The organism is Leclercia sp. W6, assembly GCF_003336345.1.
Classification (GTDB): domain Bacteria; phylum Pseudomonadota; class Gammaproteobacteria; order Enterobacterales; family Enterobacteriaceae; genus Enterobacter.
Genome location: NZ_CP031104.1, coordinates 65,096 through 88,644, shown reverse-complemented (window position 1 = coordinate 88,644; position 23,549 = coordinate 65,096). Strand labels below are relative to the sequence as shown.

The 23,549-nt window shown below is 58.9% G+C and carries 16 protein-coding genes; 5 read left to right on the top strand and 11 right to left on the bottom strand.

Annotated features, from left to right (window positions below; genetic code table 11):
• Position 1: 1 nt before the first annotated feature.
• Positions 2 to 1,279: a stationary phase inducible protein CsiE gene (gene csiE / locus DVA43_RS00455; protein WP_103824612.1), complete on the top strand. Its 1,278-nt coding sequence runs from the start codon at positions 2 to 4 to the stop codon at positions 1,277 to 1,279.
• On the opposite strand, the gene DVA43_RS00450 is transcribed toward csiE, so the two are convergent.
• The 4 genes from DVA43_RS00450 to DVA43_RS00435 all read right to left on the bottom strand — a co-directional run bounded on the left by DVA43_RS00450 (position 1,276) and on the right by DVA43_RS00435 (position 8,116).
• On the bottom strand, positions 1,276 to 2,412 hold the full coding sequence (locus DVA43_RS00450; protein ID WP_114314222.1) for a 3-phenylpropionate MFS transporter: 1,137 nt from the start codon (positions 2,410 to 2,412) through the stop codon (positions 1,276 to 1,278). The two genes, csiE and DVA43_RS00450, sit on opposite strands and share 4 nt — an antisense overlap.
• 81 nt (positions 2,413 to 2,493) lie before the next feature.
• Positions 2,494 to 3,327 carry an aldose 1-epimerase gene (locus tag DVA43_RS00445; RefSeq protein WP_114314221.1) on the bottom strand — a complete coding sequence of 278 codons (834 nt, stop codon included), beginning with the start codon at positions 3,325 to 3,327 and terminating at the stop codon, positions 2,494 to 2,496.
• Positions 3,327 to 4,769 carry a sugar porter family MFS transporter gene (locus DVA43_RS00440; protein ID WP_114314220.1) on the bottom strand — a complete coding sequence of 481 codons (1,443 nt, stop codon included), beginning with the start codon at positions 4,767 to 4,769 and terminating at the stop codon, positions 3,327 to 3,329. Before DVA43_RS00440 ends, DVA43_RS00445 begins: the two co-directional genes overlap by 1 nt.
• Positions 4,770 to 4,840: 71 nt before the next feature.
• On the bottom strand, positions 4,841 to 8,116 hold the full coding sequence (locus DVA43_RS00435) for a DUF5107 domain-containing protein (RefSeq protein WP_114314219.1): 3,276 nt from the start codon (positions 8,114 to 8,116) through the stop codon (positions 4,841 to 4,843).
• A gap of 114 nt (positions 8,117 to 8,230) precedes the next feature.
• Here DVA43_RS00435 and DVA43_RS00430 point away from each other — a divergent pair, with 114 nt between their 5' ends.
• Both DVA43_RS00430 and DVA43_RS00425 read left to right on the top strand, forming a co-directional pair.
• The gene (locus DVA43_RS00430) at positions 8,231 to 9,427 is read left to right on the top strand and encodes an ROK family protein (RefSeq protein WP_114314218.1); all 1,197 of its coding nucleotides are present in this window, start codon (positions 8,231 to 8,233) and stop codon (positions 9,425 to 9,427) included.
• 127 nt (positions 9,428 to 9,554) lie between these two features.
• On the top strand, positions 9,555 to 9,977 hold the full coding sequence (locus DVA43_RS00425; protein ID WP_103180736.1) for a DoxX family protein: 423 nt from the start codon (positions 9,555 to 9,557) through the stop codon (positions 9,975 to 9,977).
• A gap of 48 nt (positions 9,978 to 10,025) precedes the next feature.
• Here the strand turns inward: DVA43_RS00425 and glyA are convergent, their stop codons facing one another.
• On the bottom strand, positions 10,026 to 11,279 hold the full coding sequence (gene glyA, locus DVA43_RS00420; protein ID WP_114314217.1) for a serine hydroxymethyltransferase: 1,254 nt from the start codon (positions 11,277 to 11,279) through the stop codon (positions 10,026 to 10,028).
• A 304-nt stretch (positions 11,280 to 11,583) separates the two neighbouring features.
• On the opposite strand from glyA, the gene hmpA reads away from it, so the two are divergent.
• The gene (gene hmpA, locus DVA43_RS00410) at positions 11,584 to 12,774 is read left to right on the top strand and encodes an NO-inducible flavohemoprotein (protein ID WP_114314216.1); all 1,191 of its coding nucleotides are present in this window, start codon (positions 11,584 to 11,586) and stop codon (positions 12,772 to 12,774) included.
• 86 nt (positions 12,775 to 12,860) lie between these two features.
• Here the strand turns inward: hmpA and glnB are convergent, their stop codons facing one another.
• The 5 genes from glnB to purL all read right to left on the bottom strand — a co-directional run bounded on the left by glnB (position 12,861) and on the right by purL (position 21,284).
• Entirely contained in the window at positions 12,861 to 13,199 is a 339-nt protein-coding gene (glnB, locus tag DVA43_RS00405; RefSeq protein ID WP_053900797.1) for a nitrogen regulatory protein P-II, read from the bottom strand.
• Positions 13,200 to 13,278: 79 nt separating this feature from the next.
• Positions 13,279 to 14,616, bottom strand: coding sequence for a two-component system response regulator GlrR (glrR, locus tag DVA43_RS00400; RefSeq protein ID WP_114314215.1), 1,338 nt, complete (start codon positions 14,614 to 14,616; stop codon positions 13,279 to 13,281).
• Positions 14,613 to 15,389: a two-component system QseEF-associated lipoprotein QseG gene (gene qseG / locus DVA43_RS00395; RefSeq protein ID WP_103824605.1), complete on the bottom strand. Its 777-nt coding sequence runs from the start codon at positions 15,387 to 15,389 to the stop codon at positions 14,613 to 14,615. Before qseG ends, glrR begins: the two co-directional genes overlap by 4 nt.
• Positions 15,386 to 16,819 carry a two component system sensor histidine kinase QseE/GlrK gene (gene qseE / locus DVA43_RS00390; protein ID WP_114314214.1) on the bottom strand — a complete coding sequence of 478 codons (1,434 nt, stop codon included), beginning with the start codon at positions 16,817 to 16,819 and terminating at the stop codon, positions 15,386 to 15,388. Before qseE ends, qseG begins: the two co-directional genes overlap by 4 nt.
• Before the next feature lie 577 nt (positions 16,820 to 17,396).
• On the bottom strand, positions 17,397 to 21,284 hold the full coding sequence (purL, locus tag DVA43_RS00385; RefSeq protein ID WP_114314213.1) for a phosphoribosylformylglycinamidine synthase: 3,888 nt from the start codon (positions 21,282 to 21,284) through the stop codon (positions 17,397 to 17,399).
• 268 nt (positions 21,285 to 21,552) lie between these two features.
• On the opposite strand from purL, the gene mltF reads away from it, so the two are divergent.
• Positions 21,553 to 23,103 carry a membrane-bound lytic murein transglycosylase MltF gene (gene mltF / locus DVA43_RS00375; RefSeq protein WP_103824602.1) on the top strand — a complete coding sequence of 517 codons (1,551 nt, stop codon included), beginning with the start codon at positions 21,553 to 21,555 and terminating at the stop codon, positions 23,101 to 23,103.
• On the opposite strand, the gene tadA is transcribed toward mltF, so the two are convergent.
• Positions 22,991 to 23,530, bottom strand: coding sequence for a tRNA adenosine(34) deaminase TadA (gene tadA, locus DVA43_RS00370; protein WP_114314212.1), 540 nt, complete (start codon positions 23,528 to 23,530; stop codon positions 22,991 to 22,993). The two genes, mltF and tadA, sit on opposite strands and share 113 nt — an antisense overlap.
• Positions 23,531 to 23,549 lie beyond the last annotated feature (19 nt).

Genomic DNA, 23,549 nt, shown 5'->3' with positions numbered 1-23,549 from the left:
GATGATGACGACTCTCGAAATGCCATCTGCACTTTCCAGTTCGCAGCGCCGTTGCCAGGTTCTGTTGATGCTCTATGTGCCAGGCTTTCGCGCCACTCTGCAAAGCATCGGTGAAATCAATGGTGTCGATGATGCCCTCTGCCGGCAGGATATCGACGAGATGCGCATGGAGATCCAGCGCTATCACCAGCTCGACATTGCGACACAGCATGATGGCTGCTACCTGCTGGAAGGTAGCCACCTTAATCAACGCTTATGCCTGCTGCACTGGTTGCGCCGGGCGTTACGCCTCTGCCCCCACTTCATCGCGCAGCAGTTTACCCCATCTCTGAAGATCGCGCTAAAGCAGCTCGGCATCGCCCGCACGTTATATGACGACACTAACCTGCAGGCGCTGGTCAATTTCTGCTCCCGCCGCCTGCAACGGCAGTTTGAATGCCGTGACGCGCAGTTTTTACAGCTCTACCTGCAATACTGCCTGCTCCAGCACCATCTGGGCCAGACGCCGCAGTTTACTGTGGTTCAGCGTAACTGGACCCAGTCGCGTAACGAATATCTGATGGCGCAGGAGATTGTACGCCACTGGCAGCGCCGCGTGGTACAGGTTCCCCACGCGGATGAACAGCTGTTTCTGGCTCTGCTGTTTATGATGTTGCGTACCCCCGATCCGCTGCGCGATGCGCACCAGGAAGATGAGCGCCTGCGCCGCGCCATTACCCGGATGATCGACCGCTTCCGCGGGCAAACGGGAATGCATTTCAGTGACGAGCAGGGACTGACCGCTCAGCTCTATATCCACCTTGCCCAGGCGCTGGACCGCTCGCTGTTTGGCATTGGCATCGACAACAGCCTGCCGGAGGAGATCCACCGCCTCTATCCGCGCCTGATGCGTACCACCCGGGAGGTGCTGTTTGAGCTGGAGTCCGAATTCGGCCTGCGTTTCTCCGAGGAAGAGGCGAGCCTGGTGGCGGTGATCTTTGGCGCCTGGCTGATGCAGGAGACCGATCTGCATGAAAAGCAGGTGGTGTTGCTGACCGGTGAGGATAAAGCCTGCGAGGAGCTGATTGAACAGCAGCTCCGGGAACTGACCCTGCTGCCGCTGAACATTCGCTATGTGACGTTACAGTCTTTTCAAAAGGATGGTGCCCCGCGCGAAGCGGCCCTGGTGGTCACACCTTACACCACCGCCCTGCCGCTGTTCTCGCCGCCGCTCATCCATGCCGTCGAGGCGTTGAATGCGCAGCAGCAGGAACATATTCGCGCCATGCTGGAAACTTAGTGCGCTGCCACGCGCGGACGCAGGAGAACCGCGGGCAGCGCCACCAGCGCCATCACCCAGAAGACCCCGTGACCCAGATGCTGGTAAAGGAAACCGGCAAACACGGTCATGATGGCAATACTGCCCCCCATCGCCACGGCGGAGTAGACCGCCTGCAGGCGGATCACGTCGCTGCCTTCGCGCGCCGCGATATAGCGCATCGCCGCCAGGTGGCACACCGTAAAGGTGCCGCAGTGCAGGATCTGCGCCAAAATCAGCCACGGTAGCTCCGTGGTCCAGCCCATCAGACCCCAGCGTACAATCCCGCAGACAGCCGATAACAGCAGCAGGTCCCGGGCGCTAAAGCGGCGAAACAGTTTGTTGCTGAGGGCGAAGATGATCACTTCCGCCACCACGCCCAGCGACCAGAGATAGCCGACAGCGGAGGCCGAATACCCAGCTCCCTGCCAGTAGATAGCGCTGAAGCCATAGTAGGCGGCGTGCGCCCCCTGCAGCAGACAGACGCAGGCCAGAAAACGCCAGCTCTGGGTGACAAGCGATCGCCAGGCGGGCCAGCCTGCGCTCTCCTGCTGACGGCTCTCCCCCTGCGGCATCACCGACGGGCGTAACAGCATGCCGAGCAGCATCGACAGGATCCCCACGCTCAGCAGCGCCAGAATCGCGCGATAATCGTAGAGGCTCACCAGTTTGCCCACCAGCGCCGAGCCAATCACAAAGGCAATCGAGCCCCACAGCCGCACCCGGCCATAGTCCATAGTGATCTGCTTTTGCCAGGTATTGGCGAGAGCGTCGGTCAGCGGAACCAGCGGCGAGAAGAAGAGGTTAAAGCCCACCATCACCACCATCAGCCAGGCAAACTGCTGGCTTACCCAGAAGCCGGCCATAAACACCAGGGTGAGCAGTGCCAGCACGCGTACGGCTTTGATTAACAGGGAGGGATCGCTGACGCGCGGCGCAATAAGCAGGCTACCGAGAAAACGGGCCACCAGCCCCGAGCCCAGCAGAAGGCCAATCATCTCCGGCGTAAGGCCAATTCCCTTGAGCCAGACGCTCCAGAAAGGCAGAAAAATACCGTAGCTAAAAAAGTAGGTGAAGTAGCTGAGCGCCAGCCAGCGTGTGGAATGCAAAACCATGAATCCCTCCCGTTTTGGAGGCGATAGTCTGGCGGCAAAAACGGGCTGGCGCAAGGGAGTATTAACCGCGGTTTAACAGTTTCAGAGCGCCTTTTCGACGGCGATTTCCATCGCAAAATGGCTGCTTTCTCCCCGGCCTAACGCCACCAGGCCAGGCTGCCCGGCCATATGGTGGGCATTGACCGGATGGCTCTGGGGCTCAAGGCATAAGAACGATTGCCCCGACATTCTGAACAGCATCAGCCACGGAGTTTGCGCTGTAATTGTGATATTCATCACATCATGTTCCAGCGTCGCCACCCCGTTCCAGCCGGAATAGCCGACGTTCAGCCAGCGATCGCTGCCATGGCGTGGCGTGCTGAAATCGATATCCGCCGGGATATCGCTCTGCCAGACTTGCGGTAAATGGTGTTCACCTTCTGGCCAGTAGCCGCTGGCGGAGAAGCGCAGGCGGCTTTGCGCATCAAAACAGAACCACGGGTGAAAGCCCAGGCCGTACAACATTGGCGCCTGACCAAGATGGGTGAGCGTCAGCTCCGCCCGCAGAACGTTCCCGCACAACTGGTAGCGCAGCCCGGCCTGATAATCAAAACCGCACTGATGCTGGCTGCGCAAGGTGAGGACGCACGCCGTGTCGGAATGCGAAGCTATCTGCCAGCGCGACTGCCAGCCGTCACCGTGCAGGAAAAAGCGCTCATCAACCGGACTTTGCGGCAGCACCACCTCCCGCCCCTGAAACCGGAAGCGATTCCCCGCCACCCGGTTTGCCAGCGGCACCATCGGAAACAGCGCGCTGTCGCCGCCGTCCCATAACACCGGCTGCCCGCAGGTCAGGGAAAAGAGTTCCTGTAACCCGCCGCCCTGCGGGTTGACGCGCATCCGTAGATGCGCGTTTTCAATCAACAACGTTTCCATTAGTGCACGCGCTCAGCATGATTTGCGGAGGCAACCTTGCCGTGCTGTTTTTCCAGCTGTGCCTCAAGCGCCTCCAGCGTCACGCCTTTGGTCTCCGGCACTTTACGCAGAATGTAGAGATAGCCCGCCGCGCAAATCACACCGTAGAGCAGGAAGCTCCCCGCCGCACCCAGCCCGGCATTGAGCAGTGGGAAGGTGTAGGTTAACAGGAAGCAGGCGATCCACAGCGCCAGCGTGCCCACGGACATCGCCAGGCCGCGCACGCGGTTGGGGAAGATCTCCGACAGCAGCACCCAGGTGACCGGCGCCAGCGTCACGGCGTAGATGGCAATCGCCGCCAGCACCAGCAGCAGCACCGGCCAGCCCATGATGTTCATGGCGTAGGCGCTGGCAATCAGCACGTAGATAATGGTTAAGCCTGAGGCGCCGAGCAGCATCAGCTTGCGGCGGCCAATCTTATCCACCAGCGGCAGCGCGGCGAGGGTAAAGACCAGATTAATGATGCCGGTCGCCACGATCGATTTCAGGGTGTCGTTGATATCAAACCCGGCGGAGGCGAAGATCTCCTGGGCATAGTTGAAGATCACGTTGATCCCGCACCACTGCTGGAACATCGCCAGCACGATGCCGATGATGACAATCGGTTTGACCTGCGGTTGCAGGAGCGTGGAGAACGCCACCTTCTGGGTGTCTTTCTCCAGGGTGTGGGCGATCTCTTTTAAGGTTTGACTGGCGTACGCCGGGGTGCCAATACGCTCCAGCATGGCGCGGGCACGCTCTGGCTTGCCCGCCTTCATCAGCCAGCGCGGCGATTCCGGGACAAAGAACATCAGCACCAGGAATGCCAGGGCCGGCACCAGCTCAGCGCCAAACATCCAGCGCCAGCCGGTCTGCCCGTTCCAGGTCTGAACGATGGCCTCCTGGGTGGCACCTGCCGCTACCGGCTCGGCAATCATCAGGTTAATCAGCTGTGCGGCCAGCACGCCCACCACGATGGTCAGTTGGTTAATGGCTACGAAGCGACCGCGCTTTTCCGCCGGGCTGACTTCAGCGATATAGAGTGGACTGAGGGCGGAGGCCAGGCCAATGCCGAGGCCGCCGACGATGCGCCAGACCACAAACATATCAAAACTTCCCGCCACCGCCGTGCCCCACGCTGAGGCGCTGAACAGCACCGCCGAGAGGATAAGCGGACGCTTGCGGCCAAATTTATCGGCACACCAGCCGGAGATCAACGCCCCGAAGATACAGCCCACCAGGGCGGAACTCATCGCCCAGCCAGACTGCGACGGGTCGGTAATGGAGAACCAGGCTTCATAGAAGGGTTTGGCCCCGCCAATCACCACCCAGTCGTAGCCAAACAGGAGGCCGCCGCAGGCGGCGACCAGACAGATAGTCCAGACGTAGCCCATTTTCAGTTGTGTCTGCGCGCTATTATTCATGTTGATTCCTCTTTAAGGGAAACGCAGGGTACAGAGGGTTAACAGGTGGGTTTCCCCACCTGCGAGGTCAGTTAATGGAAAATGCCCGTGGCCTGCGCATGCTGAATCAGATGCGCTTTGTCGTGGGCCGGGTTCAGCGCCAGTAAGTTCCCCAACAGGCGTTTGCAGGCCGCGAGATCGCCCAGCCCTGCATAGCCCAGCGCCTCAATGAACAGGCAATGCTGCTGGTGCTGATGACCCGCTGGCGTATCCAGTACCACCAGATCCGGGAGCGAAACTGCAAAGAAATCCGCTTCGGGCAGGTCGTCGCGATGGGCCTGCACCCACGCCAGGAATCCCTGGAAGTGGCGCTCCGCCGCGGCGGGATCGCCCAACTGGCGCAGCGCCATTCCCTGCCAGAACAGATAGTCCGCCGGCTGATCGTTGTAGTAGCGTCCGGCATCGAGAGTGGAGCCGCCCTGTGCCGCCCGGGCAAAACAGCGTTGCGCGTCGGCATGTGCGCCACTTTGCGCATGGCAGTACCCCAGCAGATACCAGATATCGTTATCGGTTTGCCCCGGCAGACGCCCCTCCCCCAGATTGTGCGGATAGTGCAATGCCGCCTGCAGCAGAGCCATCGCCTCCTGGAATTCCCCGCGGCTTATGTGCTGCAGGGCACGATGCTGCTGGTTCAGCAGATACTGCCCAGTCACTTTGCCTTCCCCCCCTTCCCACGGATGGAACTGCCGCTCCTGAAGTACCTGCGCCGCAGCATCGTAGCGCCCGGAACCGTTCCACAGACTCAGTAGTTCTGCGGTGAGGTCATCGCGCTTCAGCGCCACGCGCTCCCGCTCGGTGAGCATGGCGAGGCGTTTCGCCACCGGCTGCCCGGTGAGCTTATTGAGATAATCAAGCTCAAACAGGAAACGCGGATTGTCCGGCTCCAGGGCCACGGCGCGCTGCAGATACTGCTCCGCCAGCGCCAGGTTGTGCTGTTTATTCCAAGCGTAAATCCCCAGCAGGCGGTGGGCAGGGGCAAACTCCGGCTCCTGCGCCAGCGTGGTCTGCCAGCATTTCACCGCATCGTCATAGCGGCGTTTGCTGTACCAGAAGCAGCCCAGCAGATAGCAGGCATACGGGTCGTCGTGCAGGGTTTGCAGCATTTGCACTTCATCAAGAGCATTCGGGAAACGCACCCGGTTGGCCTCGCAGCGCCGCGCCGCGGCAATATAGCGGGCACGGGAAGCAGGATCGTCGCTTAAGGCGGCCCGCCACAGCTGGGGCAACGTCTCCTGGCTGTCGAGCAGATCTAGCATCTCCCGGGCGGCGTCGCGCATGCCCATCGAGATCAACCAGCCCGCCAGCAGGCAGGCATTGGCCCCGCGACGACCGGTCACCTGCAACAGCTGGTCACGGGCAGCATCATCCCGGCTGATTGCCCAGCGGACATAGTGCAGGGCGTAGCTCAGAGGATGGGTTTGCAGGCAGCGCTGAATGTAGTCCAGCGCTGCGCCTTCGCCCTGAACCTCTGCCAGCGCGAGGGCTTTCAGCCCCATCGCCAGGTTGTTGCTGGCGTTGACGCTAAGGCTGATATCAACTTTTTCCAGCGCGTCGGCACAGTTGCCACGTTTCATCGCCAGCCGCGCCAGGGATAAGAAAGCCGCATCACGGCAGTTTCCGCTCCACGAGGCTTTGTAGTAGTGATCCCATGCGGCGTCGTCCTGCCCCTGCCGCTCCAGCGCCGTCGCCAGCAGTTGGCTGGCTTCGCCGTCGCGGGGGTTTTTATTCAGACGATGGGCGCGAACCAGCGCGGCTTCGGCGCAGCGTTGCGCCAGCGCCCAGTCGGCACGGTTGAGCGCCAGTGTGCCCAGCGCCACGTTATTACGATAGTCGTTAGCATCCAGCGCCAGCGCCCGGCGATAGTAATCTTCCGCATAGCGGCTGGCATGGTTGTACTGCTCCAGATGCTGCCCGATAAAATAGAGCTCGTCGCTGTTGCTGATCTCTTCCGGCAGCGCGGGCGCGGTGGCCGGATCCGGCAGCGGCGTCTCCTGGGGAATATGCTCCAGATAGTGGAGCAGCGTGCGGCCCGAGGCCTCTTTCACTCTCAGCGTTAAGCGCTGCGGCCAGGTATCCGGCAGCGCCTGCTGCCAGCTTTCGCCCGGCATCAGGGTCAGGTGCGTCTCCCAGACCGGTTTTTCGTCGGCGGTCAGCTCAAGCCGCACATCATGCAGCGGTGCGATGGCGTAGAGGCCGAGGTGAAGCTGCTGCTCACACCGTTCCAGCTTAAGCGCCAGCTGCGTGTTGGCGTTCTGCACCTGTCCCAGTTCGCTATAGGGCAGGAAGTTCTGCACGAAGATCTTCTCTTCGTAGGGTGCAAGCCAGGTGAAATCGGGCTGGTTATCGGTAAATACCCCGGTCATCAGCTCGATATAGGGGCCGTTTTCATCGGTCAGATTGCGATCCCAGGCACGGCCAAAATCGTCATGACCCCATGTCCACTGCTTTTTCCCCGGCGACACGTGGTGGTCGGCCACGTGCAGCAAGCCGCCGCGCTCGCCGTGATGGTATGCCCCGACGAAATCGTAGTCCGATTTTTCCGCCATGTAGGAGGTTGGCACCGGCACGTTTTTGTAGCGGGAGATATCCACGCCCGCCGAGTAATCGACTTTATAGTAGGTGCCGGTGGCGATCGGGAAGGCGGAGACGGCGCGCTTGCCATGGTCAAATACCGCCGTGACGTCCGGCGGGAAAACGCTCTGGTGATCGTCCCCACCCTTCACCGCCGGGTTTGCCCACCACAGGAAGTGGCGCGGCGTGGCGTTGCCGTTGAAGACTTTACCGGTGATCTCAATCAATGCCCGGTCAGGGTAAAGGGTAAACCCGGTCATCACCTGCAGGCCGCGCATCGGCTCGGCCTCGCCCAGCCAGACGGTTTGCGCCCCGTTAGCCTGCTCCTGAATAGTGACGTCGACAGGCATAAAGGTGGTTGGGCGATGGTGCTGCGGCCAGTTAAACTCGATGCCGCCAGAGATCCAGGGCCCCAGCAGCCCCACCAGCGCCGGTTTCACCACTTCGTTGTAGTAGACGAAATCACGCTGCTGGACTTTGTCATACGCGCGATGAATACGTCCCCCCAGCTCCGGCAGCAGCATAATGCGGATGAAGTCGTTTTCCATCCAGACGGCCTGGTAATCGCGGGTTTCGCGAACGCCGGTCAGGGTATCAGTCACGCCGTAGGGATAGACCGCGCCAGAGGAGCCCTGATAGACGCGCTTTTCCAGGAACATCGGGTTGGTATCTTCTGCGCCAGTGGTCCACGTCGGTAATGCCACGGTCTCCCGCCAGACCTTCACTGCTCCAGACATATTCACTCTCCAGTAAACAAATAACAGTAAAAAGCGATAAGATGGCAGTGTAGAGAGGAATTCAGCGCGCTGATTGCGTAATGCTCACGCAATATAATTAACGGAGTTTAGTGAATGCAGCTATCCGGTCTGAACAATCACAGGGTACGACAGCATAACCGCCGCACGATCATGTCCCTGGTCTGGCGCTACAAGCGCCTGAGCAAATCCCAGCTGGCCCAGCACACCGGGCTCTCTATTCCGGCGGTAAGCAAGATCCTGGATGAGCTGGTGGCGGACAAAAAGCTGGGGCATTCCAGTGAAAACCTCAGCACCCGGGGAATGAACAGCGGCCATTATCAGATCCCCGATGAGGGGCCATTAATACTCTGCATGAATGTCAGCCCCACCAGCATTGAGAGCCAGCTGATCGACGCCCGCATGTCGCCGTTAGGCGAGTTTCGCTGGACTGACGTGAACGCACAGACGCCCGAAGCGTTGTTGCAGGCCATTGAGAATCTGTGGCAGCAGCAGCGCAAACAGTGGCCGGGGCAGCGCATCAATCTGGCGCTGGGGATCCACGGCCAGGTCGATACCGCCACCGGGGTATCGCAGATGATGCCCCAGGCGCCGTGGAAAAAACCGATTGAGATTAAGTATCTGCTGGAAGAAAAACTGGGCATCACGGTGAAGGTGGATAACGACTGCGTGATGCTGGCGCTGGCGGAGAAGTGGCAAAACCCGGCCAACCGGGACGATTTTTGCGTGATTAATGTCGATTACGGTATCGGCTCCTCGTTTGTGATTAACGGCCAGGTCTATCGCGGGACGCTTAACGGCAGCGGGCAGATCGGCCACACCATTTTCGATCGCGACGGCGTGGCCTGCGCCTGCGGACGTTACGGCTGCCTGGAGACGGTCGCCTCCCTGTCGGCCCTTAAAAAACAGGCGCGTTTATGGCTGAAATCCCAGCCCGGCACCCTCGGGCTTGACCCGGATAGCCTCACCAGCCTGCAGCTGATTGAGGCCTGGCGTCAGGGGAACGCGTCAATTCAGCGCTGGGCTGACGAGGCCGCCAACGCCATCGGGCTGACGCTCTACAACCTGCTCAACATCCTTAATATCAACCAAATCTGGTTCTATGGCCGCAGCTGCGCCTTTGGCGAACGCTGGCTGCAGACCATCAATCGCCAGATTGGATTTACCCCCTTCGATCATGGCGATGCGGTGCGTAACCGGCAAACGGAAATCGCCTTTGGCGGCTTAACCCGGCAGCAGCAGATTATCGGCATTGGCTTTCTGTTCGTTGAGGACGCGCTGGCGGAAGGCTAGCGGAGAACATGCTGAAATGGGGGGAATTTAAATCATCCTGATGGCTGATTTATGGCGAAAAGCGGAATGGCGGGGCGGCAATTTGTGTATTAGCTTTAAGATAAATCCCACCCCAAACGAGCCTGCCATGAACACACTACGGTATTTCGATTTTGGTCAGTCCCGGGCGCTGATCCTGTTGATTGCCCGTCTCGCCCTTATCCTTCTGTTCATTATTTTCGGCGTGCCTAAAATGTTCGGTTTTGACGGCACGGTGCAGTATATGGTGAAGCTGGGCGCTCCAATGCCAATGCTGGCGGCCATTGTGGCGGTGATCATGGAAGTGCCCGCCGCCATTCTTATCGTGCTCGGCTTTTTTACCCGTCCACTGGCGGTGCTGTTTGTCTTTTATACGCTGGGAACAGCGTTGATTGGGCACCACTACTGGGATATGAGTGGCGATGCGGTGATGCCGAACATGATTAACTTCTTCAAGAACATCAGCATCGCTGGCGGATTCCTGCTGCTGGCGGTGGCAGGGCCGGGCGCTATCTCCATCGACCGGCGTTAGCCATAAAAAAAGGCCGCTTGCGCGGCCTTTTTGTTCTGCGAGGCAGACTTATGCGTAAACCGGGAAGCGGGCGCAGATTTCCAGCACTTTCGCTTTCACGCGTTCGATAACCGCTTCGTCGTTGATGTTGTCCAGCACGTCGCACATCCAGCCCGCCAGCTCTTTTACTTCCGCTTCTTTAAAGCCGCGGCGAGTGACAGCCGGAGAACCGATACGGATACCGGAGGTCACGAACGGGCTCTTCGGATCGTTTGGTACGCTGTTTTTGTTGACGGTGATGTTGGCGCGGCCCAGGGCAGCGTCAGCTTCTTTACCGGTCAGGTTTTTATCAACCAGATCCAGCAGGAACAGGTGGTTTTCAGTCCCGCCGGAAACCACTTTGTAACCGCGGTTCAGGAAGACTTCCACCATCGCTTTGGCGTTCTTAGCAACCTGCTGCTGGTAAACCTTGAACTCTGGCTCCATCGCCTCTTTCAGCGCCACGGCTTTTGCCGCGATAACGTGCATCAGCGGGCCGCCCTGCGCGCTTGGGAAGACGGCAGAGTTCAGTTTTTTGTACAGCTCTTCGTCGCCACTTTTCGCCAGGATCAGGCCGCCACGCGGACCGGCCAGGGTTTTGTGGGTAGTGGTGGTGACAACGTGGGCGTGTGGAACCGGGTTCGGGTAGACGCCTGCGGCGATCAGACCGGCAACGTGTGCCATGTCGACAAACAGGTATGCGCCGATGCTGTCTGCGATTTCACGCATTTTTGCCCAGTCAACAACACCGGAGTAGGCAGAGAAGCCACCGATGATCATCTTCGGTTTGTGCTCTTTGGCCTGCTTCTCCATGTCGGCGTAGTCAATTTTACCGGACTCATCGATACCGTAAGGGATGATGTTGTACAGTTTGCCGGAGAAGTTAACCGGGGAGCCGTGAGTCAGGTGGCCGCCCTGCGCCAGGTTCATACCCAGAACGGTATCGCCCGGCTGCAGCAGTGCGGTATAGACCGCGAAGTTAGCCTGAGAGCCAGAGTGCGGCTGCACGTTAGCGTAATCAGCGCCAAACAGCTCTTTAGCACGGTCGATTGCCAGCTGTTCAACCACATCGACATACTCGCAACCGCCGTAGTAGCGCTTGCCCGGGTAACCTTCAGCGTATTTGTTGGTCAGCTGAGAGCCCTGCGCCTGCATCACGCGCGGGCTGGTGTAGTTTTCGGAGGCGATCAGTTCGATGTGCTCTTCCTGACGTACTTTTTCCTGCTCCATAGCCTGCCACAGTTCGGCATCATAATCGGCAATGTTCATTTCACGCTTTAACATCCGCATCTCCTGACTCAGCTAACAAGTAAATTTTGGCCTGAAAAGGCAGTCCTGATGGACGACGGGCAACAGTATAACTGATTAGCAGAGTGATAACAGGTCTTGACAAAGGATTTTACGCAAACGTTTACCTACCCGCCACGCAAGGGTTTGAGGAATAGCGTCCTCGCCCTGCAAAAGGGAATTCTTTTCAGGTTTGTGATGCAGTTAATTCATGTTGCAAAGAACCATTTACAAAGCAGGGTTATTTTTTATAAGATGCATTCAAAATACACTATTAAAGTAACATTTGAAGGAAGCTGCTATGTTAGATGCCCAAACCATCGCTACCGTAAAAGCCACGATTCCTCTGCTGGTCGAAACGGGTCCTAAACTTACCGCCCATTTTTACGATCGTATGTTCGCGCATAACCCGGAGCTCAAAGAGATTTTTAACATGAGCAACCAGCGTAACGGCGATCAGCGCGAAGCGTTATTCAACGCCATCGCCGCCTACGCCAGCAACATCGAGAACCTGCCGGCCCTGCTGCCAGCAGTGGAAAAAATCGCTCAGAAACATACCAGCTTCCAGATCAAACCTGAGCAGTACAATATTGTTGGCACCCACCTGCTGGCGACCCTGGACGAAATGTTCAGCCCGGGCCAGGAAGTGCTGGACGCCTGGGGCAAAGCCTACGGCGTGCTGGCGAATGTGTTCATCAACCGTGAAGCGCAGATCTACAGCGAAAACGCCAGTAAGACCGGCGGCTGGGAAGGTACCCGCGCCTTCCGTATCGTGGAAAAAACCCCGCGCAGCCAGCTTATCACCAGCTTTGAATTTGAACCCGTCGACGGCCAGCCGGTTGCCGATTACCAGCCGGGCCAGTACCTGGGCGTGTGGCTGAAGCCTGAAGGCTTCCCGCATCAGGAGATCCGCCAGTACTCCCTGACCCGCAAGCCAAACGGCAAAAGCTATCGCATTGCGGTAAAACGCGAGGAAGGCGGTCAGGTTTCGACGTGGCTGCACAACGAAGCCCGCGTGGGTGATGTGGTGCATCTGGCCGCGCCTGCAGGCGATTTCTTTATGGCCGTTGAGAGCAATACCCCGGTAACGCTGATCTCCGCCGGTGTCGGCCAGACTCCGATGCTGGCGATGCTGGACACCCTGGCGAAAGCGCAGCATAAGGCGCAGGTAAACTGGTTCCACGCCGCAGAGAATGGCGAAGTGCATGCGTTTTCTGATGAAGTGAAAAGCCTGGCTGCCGGTCTGCCGCACTTTACTGCCCATACCTGGTATCGCCTGCCGTCGGAGGACGACCGTGCCGCTGCCCGCTTCGACAGCGAAGGCCTGATGGCGTTAAGCCAGCATAAAGAACAGTTCCACGCCCCGGAGATGCAGTTCTACGTCTGTGGCCCGGTGGCCTTTATGCAGTATGCCGCCGCGCAGCTCCTGGAGCTGGGGGTGAATAAAGAGAACATTCACTACGAATGCTTCGGCCCGCATAAGGTGCTGTAATGCAAAAAGCCCCTCAGTAGAGGGGCTTTTTTTTGCCCGGCGGCGCTGCGCTTGCACGGGCCTACGGGATGTCAAACAACGGGTAATTAAATCGCTGCGTCGTCTTCTTCGCCGGTACGGATACGGATCACGCGCGCCACGTCAAAGACGAAGATTTTGCCATCACCAATTTTGCCGGTCTGCGCGGTGCGGATAATGGTATCCACGCAGATATCCACGATGTCATCCGACACCACGATTTCAATCTTCACCTTTGGCAGGAAATCGACCATGTATTCCGCGCCACGGTAGAGTTCGGTGTGGCCCTTCTGACGACCAAAGCCTTTCACCTCTGTCACCGTCATGCCGGTAATGCCGACTTCTGCCAGCGCTTCGCGTACATCATCCAGTTTGAAAGGTTTAATAATCGCATCAATCTTTTTCATGGTGGTCCTTAAACTTATGCCTGTCAGCTGCCTCGTAATCGGTTGCTCACAGTATCATATTCAGGCGGAATTTAGCGCATCACTCTTTAAAATCGTTTGCTTCCAGCTCATGGCGCGAGAGCAGCTTATAAAACTCGGTGCGGTTACGCCCCGCCATGCGCGCCGCATGGGTGACGTTGCCTTTGGTGATCTGCAGTAACTTACGCAGATAGTTAAGCTCAAACTGGTTGCGGGCTTCAACGAAGGTCGGCAGGGCGGTGTTTTCGCCCTCCAGCGCCTGCTCCACCAGCGCATCGCTGATCACCGGCGAGGAGGTGAGCGCCACACACTGCTCAATCACGTTCACCAGCTGACGCACGTTACCGGGCCAGCTGGCGGTCATCAGCCGCTTCATGGCGTCGGTGGAGAAGGCCCGGACAAACGGCTTGTGCCGCTCGGCGGCCTGGCGCAGCAGCTGGGTGGCGAGCAACGGAATATCTTCTGCCCGCTCCGCCAGCGCCGGGATCTTCAGGTTAACGACGTTGAGGCGATAGAAGAGATCTTCACGGAACTCGTTGCGCGCCATCGCCTTGGGCAGATCCCGGTGGGTGGCGGAGATGATGCGTACGTTGATGTCGATATCACGGTTGCTGCCGAGCGGCCTCACTTTGCGCTCCTGTAGCACGCGCAGCAGTTTGACCTGCAAGGGGGCTGGCATATCGCCTATTTCATCGAGGAACAGCGTACCGCCTTCCGCGGCCTGGAAGAGGCCTTCCCGGCTGCTGACCGCGCCGGTGAAGGCGCCGCGCGCATGGCCAAACAACTCCGACTCCAGCAGCTGCTCGGGCAGCGCCCCGCAGTTGATGGCGATAAAGGCATTGTTGCCGCGCGGGCTGGCGTTGTGGATCGCCTGGGCGAGGATCTCTTTCCCGGTGCCGCTCTGGCCGTTAATCAGCACGCTGACATCGGACTGCGCTACCATCCGTGCCTGCTCCAGCAGACGCAGCATAATTGGGCTGCGGGTGACAATCGCCTCCCGCCAGGTGTCGTCGCCCGAAGGGGCGGCGTGCTCAAGCGCGTCATCGATGGCTTTATAGAGCGCGTCTTTGTCCACCGGCTTGGTGAGGAAGCTAAAGACCCCCTGCTGGGTGGCGGCCACCGCATCCGGGATGGAGCCGTGGGCGGTAAGAATAATCACCGGCATGCCGGGCTGGAGCTTCTGGATCTCGGTGAAGAGCTGCATGCCGTCCATTTCGTCCATCCGCAGATCGCTTATCACCAGATCGATCTTCTCGCGGCCCAACACTTTCAGCCCCTCCTGACCACTTTCGGCGGTCACGACGCTGTAACCCTCGCTCACCAGTCGCATCCCCAGCAGCTTCAGCAAACCGGGATCGTCATCCACCAGCAAAAGATGCGCAGGTTTTCGGCTTGTCATGGCTTTACCTCCTCCTGTTTCGGGGCATCGCTTTTCGGCTCGGTCGCATCACCCTCGGTGCCAGCGGGCGACGCGGCACTCTTCGGCGCGTCCGGCAGATAGTTACTGACCGGCTTACGGGTGGAGAGCTGCCGTTCAATATCGGTCAGGTTTTCCAGCTTGCGGGTTGTGGTGTCCAGCTGCGCGCGCAGGTATTGCTGCTGCTGGCGCAGGGTATCCAGTTCACCGTCGGTCGTCTGCTGCAGCTTACCGTAGCGGAAACGCTCCTCCGCCAGCTGCAGTTGCAGCACCTGACCGTGTCGCCACAGCTGATAGAGCGGGCGTACCTGGGCCGGGATTTGCGGGCTCAGCGCATCCAGACGGGTGGTCAACTGGCGCCGCTCTACCGGGTTAATTTTGGCATTGGCCAGCAGGATCCCGCGTTTAAAACTCTCCTGCCAGGTATCATCATCCCATCCCCTCGCCTCTGCACGCGCGGCGGCGGGTGAGAGGCGATCTGCGCAGTCCATGCCGCGCAGCCAGTAAAGCGGGTTGCTGTCGGTCTCCTGACCGTGCAGCTGCCAGATATTATTGCAGTCGGTAGACAGGAAGTCCGCCAGCTGATGCTCAGGCAATTTTTCACCCTGCTTGTCGCTGATGGCACTGGTCGGCGTACTGGTAACGCACCCGGCCAGCAGCAGGCAGGGAAGGCTCAGAAAGAGAGAGTGACCGGAAAATACCGCGTTAATGGCGCGGGAAAAGACGTGTGACATACTCACCAGATTTAGATTCATTTTAGTGGTTTTTCCGACTCAAGCGGCAGTTCGATGCGAAAGCACACATCGGTATGGTCGTCAGTGACAAGGTTAAGCTCTCCCTGCATACGACGAATACAGTCGCGGGCGATACTCAGCCCCAGGCCGCTTCCCTTCACCGCCCCTTTTCGTTGATGACTCCCCTGATAAAAGGGCTCAAAGATCATCGCTTTTTCATCGTCGGGGATCGGGCTTCCGGTGTTGGCGACATCGATACAGACTCGCGAGCCGCGCGTAAAACTGCGAACATAAATGGTACCGGATTCAATACCATAGTGCACCGCATTGGAATAAAGATTATCCAGCACGCTCATCAGCAGCATCGGCTCGGCTAAACAGGCGGGTGTCGCCAGCGCCAGTTCAGTATGCATCATTTTAGCGCGTGCAGGCAGGCTGTGAGCAGACAGCACCATGTCCACCAGCGGCGCGAGCTCTACGCGCTCAAGCTCCGGGATGCCGTCGGCCAGTTTACGGTTGTAGTCGAGCAGCTGTTCAATCAGCTTTTGCAGGTTGCGGCTGCTGGCATCGAGGATCTCAACAATCTCTCTTTGCTCCGGGGTCAGCGGCCCGGCAACCTCATCTGCCAGCAGTTCGGTACCCTCACGCATGCTGGCGAGGGGTGTTTTCAGTTCATGGGAAATATGGCGTAAAAACTGGTGGCGTTGGGATTCGAGCCACGACAGCCGCTCCGACAGCCAGATGATACGTTGCCCGACCGAACGCAGCTCGCGTGGGCCGGTAAAGGCCACGGTATTGCCCAGCGAGCGCCCCTCCCCCAGCCGGTTGATCATCCGCTCAATGCCCTTAACCGGGCCGATGATCATCCGGGTGAAGAGCAGCACTAACAGCAGGCTGAGCAGAAAAAGCACCAGCGCCTGCCAGCCAAAGAACTGGCCGCGCTCGGCAATCTCCTGCTGGAGCTGCTGCCCGCGGGAGAAGATCACCGACCGGGTCGCCTGAACCATCTCGGTATTGGCATTCGCAAAGGCCTCCAGCCGCATAGCGGCCTGGGCATCAGGCCCGCTGTTAATGCACTGCAGCTGGGACAGAGCGTTAAGATCCTGGCGCAACGTCTGATAGAGCTTATCGTCGGGCAGTACACCGGCATGGGCGTCGAGCATATCGCTGTAGCGCTTACGCTGATCCTGGTATACCCGCGCCAGCGTTCTGTCGTCGAGCACGCAATACTGCCGGTAGCTGCGCTCCATCTCCAGGGCAGCATTGGTCATCGCCTCGCTGCGGCGGGCATCAATCAGGGTGGTTCTGTTGGTGAGCGCCGCCTGCGCGCTAAGCGCGTTCAGGCTCTGCCACGCCTGCCAAGCCAGCACCAGCAAAGGCAGCAGGATTAGCAGGAAGGCCATCATGACTAACTGTCGTAAGGAGCGAGGGAAAACTGGCCAGCGTTTCAACGCATTACTCTCTGTCGCGAGGGGGTAAGGGGATGCTAGCCGGACATGCGTTCAGATACAACAAAGCCGGGTTAAAAACCCGGCTTTGTTGTGGAATGAGGCGGTGCCTAACTCGACGTTTCGCCCTGGGTCTGATAAAGCAACGCTATGATCAGTAGTTGGACGGCAGGCACCTTTTTGTGCGTCATTCGAAGTTTATGTAGCACGTCCCGAAGGGGCTGACATAAGAAGGTGAATGAGCCACTGGTTACTATTATGCAACAGATGTGCCAAAATGCAAATAAAAATATTAATATATTGAAAAGTATGAACTTATAGGGTTTCAGGGATTCATTTAGCCTGTGACGATTTTCAGGCTATCTGTCGCTAATCGGCAACACCCTGACAGGATTCTTGTTACCCCTATAAAAATCAAAAACTTAAGTGTCGCTTTTTGGCGACACCGCAGAATGTGAGTTGTCGCACATTTGCGACACTGGGGAATCGCCGGGCGGCACTGCGTTTGCCCGGCCTACAAAATTTATCCGGCCTTTGGAGGCCCGGTAAGCGAAGCGCCACCGGGCACAACAACGATCTCTTAACCTAACTGCTTACGCGCGTTGCGGAAGATACGCATCCACGGGCTGTCCTCGCCCCAGTTTTCCGGGTGCCAGGAGTTGCTGACGGTGCGGAACACGCGCTCAGGGTGCGGCATCATCACCGTGACGCGACCACTTTCGCTGGTCACCGCGGTGATCCCGTTGGCAGAGCCGTTCGGGTTTGCCGGGTAGTTTTGCGTTACCTTGCCGAAGTTATCGACAAAGCGCAGCGCCACCAGACCTTTGCTCTCCAGCTCCGCCAGATGCGCGGCATCACGCAGTTCAACCTGCCCTTCACCGTGGGAGACAGCGATCGGCATCTGCGACCCCACCATTCCCTGCAGCAGCAGAGACGGGCTCTGGGTCACTTCCACCAGGCTGAAACGCGCTTCGAAGCGATCGGACTGGTTACGCACAAAGCGCGGCCAGGCTTCGCTGCCCGGAATCAGCTCACGCAGGTTCGACATCATCTGGCAGCCGTTACAGACGCCCAACGCCAGGGTCTGTGGACGATGGAAGAAGGTTTCGAACTCATCGCGGACGCGTTCGTTGAAGAGGATGGATTTTGCCCAGCCCTCGCCCGCGCCCAGCACGTCACCGTAGGAGAAGCCGCCGCAAGCCACCAGCGCCTGGAAATCAGCCAGACCGGTACGCCCTGCAAGCAGGTCGCTCATGTGAACGTCGATGGCATCGAAGCCTGCACGGTGGAAGGCGGCCGCCATCTCAACGTGAGAGTTCACGCCCTGCTCACGCAGGACAGCCACTTTCGGACGCGCACCCTTCGCAATGTACGGCGCGGCGATGTCTTCATTGATGTCGAACGACAGCTTCACGTTCAGGCCTGGATCGTTGTCGTTGGCTTTCGCCTCGTGCTCCTGATCGGCGCACGCCGGGTTATCACGCAGACGCTGCATCTGCCAGGTGGTTTCCGCCCACCACATACGCAGCGTGGAGCGGCTTTCGGCAAAGACTGTCTGGCCATTCGCGTCGATAACAAAACGATCGCCGCTCACCGCTTTACCCAGATAATGTACGCAGTCGCCGAGACCGTGCTGCGCCAGCAGCGCTTCCACCGCCTCGCGATCGGCCGCCCGTACCTGAATGACGGCGCCCAGCTCTTCGTTGAACAGCGCAGCCAGATTATCGTTACCCAGAGAGGCAATATTCACTTCCACGCCGCAGTGGCCGGTGAAGGCCATTTCCGCCAGGGTGACCAGCAGGCCGCCGTCGGAACGGTCATGGTAGGCCAGCAGTTTACGCTGCGCCACCAGCTCCTGAATGGCGTCGTAGAAGCCTTTCAGCTGCGCCACATCGCGCACGTCTGCCGCTTTGTCGCCCAGTTGGCGATAAACCTGCGCCAGCGCGGTGGCACCCAGCGCGTTATGACCTTTACCCAGGTCAATCAACAGCAGGGCGTTGTCTTCGGTAGAGAGCTGCGGCGTGATGGTGTGACGCACGTCTTCCACGCGGGCAAACGCAGTGATCACCAGCGACAGCGGAGAGGTCATCTCACGCTGTTCGTTGCCTTCCTGCCAGCGGGTTTTCATCGACATGGAGTCTTTACCCACCGGAATGGTCAGGCCCAGCGCCGGGCAGAGCTCTTCACCCACCGCTTTAACCGCTTCGTACAGCCCGGCGTCTTCACCCGGGTGACCGGCTGCGGCCATCCAGTTGGCGGAGAGCTTGATGCGTTTGATGTCGCCAATCTGGGTGGCGGCAATGTTAGTCAGCGCTTCACCCACCGCCAGACGGGCAGAAGCGGCAAAGTCCAGCAGCGCCACCGGGGAGCGTTCGCCCAGCGCCATCGCTTCACCGTAGTAGCTGTCGAGGCTGGCGGTGGTCACCGCGCAGTTCGCTACCGGCACCTGCCACGGGCCAACCATCTGGTCACGGGCGACCATGCCGGTCACGGTACGGTCACCGATGGTGACAAGGAAGGTTTTCTCCGCCACCGCTGGCAGATGCAGAACACGGTTAACCGCCTCGGCAACGGTCACACCCTGCAGGTCGAGGGCTTTACCGCTGGCTTTGCGGGATTCAACGTCGCGGGTCATCTTCGGCGTTTTACCCAGCAGCACGTCCAGCGGCAGATCGATCGGCTGGTTATCGAAGTGGGTATCGCTCAAGGAGAGGTGCATCTCTTCGGTGGCCTCACCGATCACCGCATACGGGGCGCGCTCGCGACGGCAGAGCTCGTCAAACAGCGGCAGCTGATCCGGGGCAACGGCCAGCACGTAGCGCTCCTGGGATTCGTTACACCAGATCTCCAGCGGGCTCATGCCGGGTTCATCACTCAGGATGTCGCGCAGGTTGAAGCGGCCCCCGCGGTTGCCGTCGCTCACCAGCTCCGGCATGGCGTTGGAGAGACCACCCGCGCCCACGTCATGAATAAAGAGGATCGGGTTGGCGTCGCCCAGCTGCCAGCAGCGGTCGATCACCTCCTGGCAACGGCGCTCCATCTCCGGGTTGTCGCGCTGTACGGAAGCGAAGTCGAGATCCGCATCAGACTGGCCGGATGCCATAGAGGAGGCTGCCCCGCCGCCCAGACCGATATTCATCGCCGGGCCGCCCAGCACGATCAGCTTGGCACCCACGACGATCTCGCCCTTCTGCACGTGATCGGCGCGAATGTTGCCGATCCCGCCTGCCAGCATGATCGGCTTATGGTAGCCGCGCAGCTCTTCGCCGTTGTGGCTGTCCACCTTCTCTTCGTAGGTACGGAAGTAACCGTTCAGTGCCGGACGACCAAATTCGTTGTTAAACGCTGCGCCGCCCAGCGGGCCGTCGGTCATGATATCCAGCGCGGTAACAATACGCTCTGGTTTGCCAAAATCTTCTTCCCACGGCTGTTCAAAGCCCGGGATACGCAGGTTGGAGACGGAGAAACCCACCAGACCCGCTTTTGGTTTTGCCCCACGGCCGGTTGCGCCTTCGTCGCGGATTTCACCGCCGGAGCCGGTGGCAGCACCCGGCCACGGCGAGATCGCCGTCGGGTGGTTGTGGGTTTCGACCTTCATCAGGATATGCGCCGGCTCCTGATGGAAGTCATAGCGCCCCGCTTCGCGATCGGCGAAGAAGCGGCCCACCTCGGAACCTTCCATGACTGCGGCGTTGTCTTTATAGGCCGACAGCACGTGATCAGGGGTTTGCTCGAAGGTGTTTTTGATCATTTTGAACAGCGACTTTGGCTGTTGCTCGCCGTCGATAATCCAGTCGGCGTTGAAAATCTTGTGGCGGCAGTGTTCTGAGTTGGCCTGCGCGAACATATAGAGTTCGATGTCGTTCGGGTTGCGGTTCAGCTTAATGAACGCGTCCTGCAGATAGTCGATTTCATCTTCGGCCAGCGCCAGACCCAGACGCAGGTTGGCGTCAATCAGCGCCTGACGGCCTTCACCCAGCAGGTCCACGCTCTGCACGGGCGCAGGCTGATGGTGAGAGAAAAGCTGCTGCGCGTCGTCGAGAGAAGCGAACACGCTCTCCATCATGCGGTCGTGCAGCTCGGCTGCCACAACGGCCCACTGGGCGTCGGTCAGGGTGGAGGCTTCAACGTAATAGGCCACGCCGCGCTCCAGACGGTTAATCTGGCTCAGACCACAGTTGCGGGCGATGTCGGTTGCTTTAGAAGACCAGGGGGAGATGGTGCCCGGACGAGGCGTAACCAGCAGAAGTTTACCGTTCGGGGTATGGCTGCTCAGGCTTGGGCCGTACTTCAGCAGGCGCTCAAGCCGGACTAAATCCTCTGACGTTAAGGGAGCATTCAGGTCAGCAAAATGGACATACTCAGCGTAAATATTGCTTACCGGAAGGTCGGCCGCCTGAAAACGTGCCAGCAGTTTGTTGATACGGAAGGCAGACAGTGCAGGCGAACCACGCAGAATTTCCATCATAAGTCTCTCGTCTTCGAAGCGCCGGAGGCGCTTACAGTGTGCGCAAGGGGGGAAAACGGGCGCCATTATAGTGGATCCTGCGCGCCGACGAAACCGTTTGCGTCGTAATAAAATCGTCGTTGTCATTTAACCATTGGTGTTGCCTTTCCCGCTAATAAGTTGCCAAGTGGCGTAACTTTACGCAAAATGCCGCGAAATCTTTGGTAATACTTGTTTTTACTGTGACGACTACAAACCAAAATAATACACAGCTCATAGAATCAACTTATTGAAAAAATTAAAGATTAATTATCTGTTCATCGGCATCGTGACCCTGCTGCTGGCAGCGGCCCTGTGGCCTTCAATCCCCTGGTTCGGTAAAGCCGAAAATCGCATCGCCGCCATTCAGGCGCGGGGGGAGCTGCGCGTCAGTACTGTGGCCTCTCCCCTCACCTACAGTGCGATCAACGATAAAGTCATTGGGCTGGATTACGAGCTGGCGCAGCATTTTGCTGACTATCTGGGCGTAAAGCTTAAGATTACGGTACGGCAGAACATCAGCCAGCTGTTTGACGACCTGGACAATGACAAGGCTGACATGCTGGCTGCTGGCCTGGTCTATAACAGCGAGCGCAGCAAAAACTATCAGCCAGGCCCAACCTACTACTCTGTCTCGCAGCAGCTGGTCTATCGCGTAGGCAGCCTGCGACCACGCACGCTTGCCGGGCTCACCGCCGAGCAGCTCACCGTTGCCCCGGGCCATGTCGTCATTGACGACCTTCGGGCGCTGAAAGAAAAAAAGTACCCTGAACTTAGCTGGAAGGTTGATAAGAAGCTCGGCACCACGGCGCTGCTGGAACAGGTGACGGACGGGAAACTGCCCTACACCATCGCCGACTCGGTTGCCATTAGCCTGTTTCAGCGCGTTCACCCGGAGCTGGCCGTGGCGCTGGACGTCACTGACGAGCAGCCTGTCACCTGGTTCAGCCCTCTCGACGCCGACCAGACGCTCTCCGCCGCCATGCTCGATTTCTTTAACAGAATGAATGAAGACGGTACGCTGGCGCGTCTGGAGGAGAAGTACCTCGGTCACGGGGATGGCTTCGACTATGTCGATACCCGCAGCTTCCTGCGGGCGGTGGATAATGTCCTGCCGACGCTGAAGCCGCTGTTTGTGAAGTATGCCCAGGAGATTGACTGGCGACTGCTGGCCGCCATCTCGTACCAGGAGTCTCACTGGGACGCGCTGGCCACCTCGCCAACCGGGGTACGCGGCCTGATGATGCTGACCAAAAATACCGCCCAGAGCCTGGGCCTGACCGATCGTACCGATGCTGAGCAGAGCATCAGCGGCGGCGCGCGCTATCTGCAGGCGATGATGGACAGAGTACCGGAGAGCGTCCCGGAAGAGGAGCGGATCTGGTTTGCGCTGGCGGCCTATAACATGGGCTATGCCCACATGATCGACGCCCGCGCCCTGACCGCGAAAACCAAAGGTAACCCCGACAGCTGGTCAGATGTAAAACAGCGTCTGCCGCTACTGAGCCAGAAGCCGTATTACAGCAAGTTGACCTATGGCTACGCGCGCGGCCACGAGGCGTACGCCTACGTGGAAAATATCCGTAAATACCAGATAAGCCTGGTGGGGTATCTGATGGAGAAAGAGAAAGAGGCGCAGGCAGCCCAGCAGCTGGCCCAGGCCTATCCGGTGGTGGCACCGGATGAGCTTACTCACCCGATAACTTCGATTCTGCCTTTTGCTGCTTTTTCTGCTGACGCCGCATTCGAAAGAAGTCACTTAGCATCGCCGAACACGCTGGTGCCAGCACCTCTCCAATAACCTTGACCTGATGGTTCATGCCGGGGTGACTGAGCACGTCCAGCAGCGAACCTGCCGCACCGGTTTTTTCATCCCGCGCGCCATACACCACCGTACCGATCCGGCTGTGGATCATGGCGCCGGAGCACATGACGCAAGGTTCAAGAGTGACATACAGGGTGGTGTCCAGCAGGCGGTAGTTTTGCAGCACCAGCCCGCCCTGGCGCAGGGCCATAATTTCGGCATGGGCGGTGGGATCGTGGCGACCAATCGGGCGATTCCAGCCTTCGCCGATCACCTGATTATTGTGTACCAGCACGGCACCGACCGGGACTTCGCCTTCATCCCAGGCACGTTGGGCAAGCTGGAGCGCATGGCGCATCCAGTATTCATGATTAAGTTCAGGGTCGGACAACGCAGCATACTCCAGTCTGAAAAGCGGGCGCATTATACACACCCGCTATGCA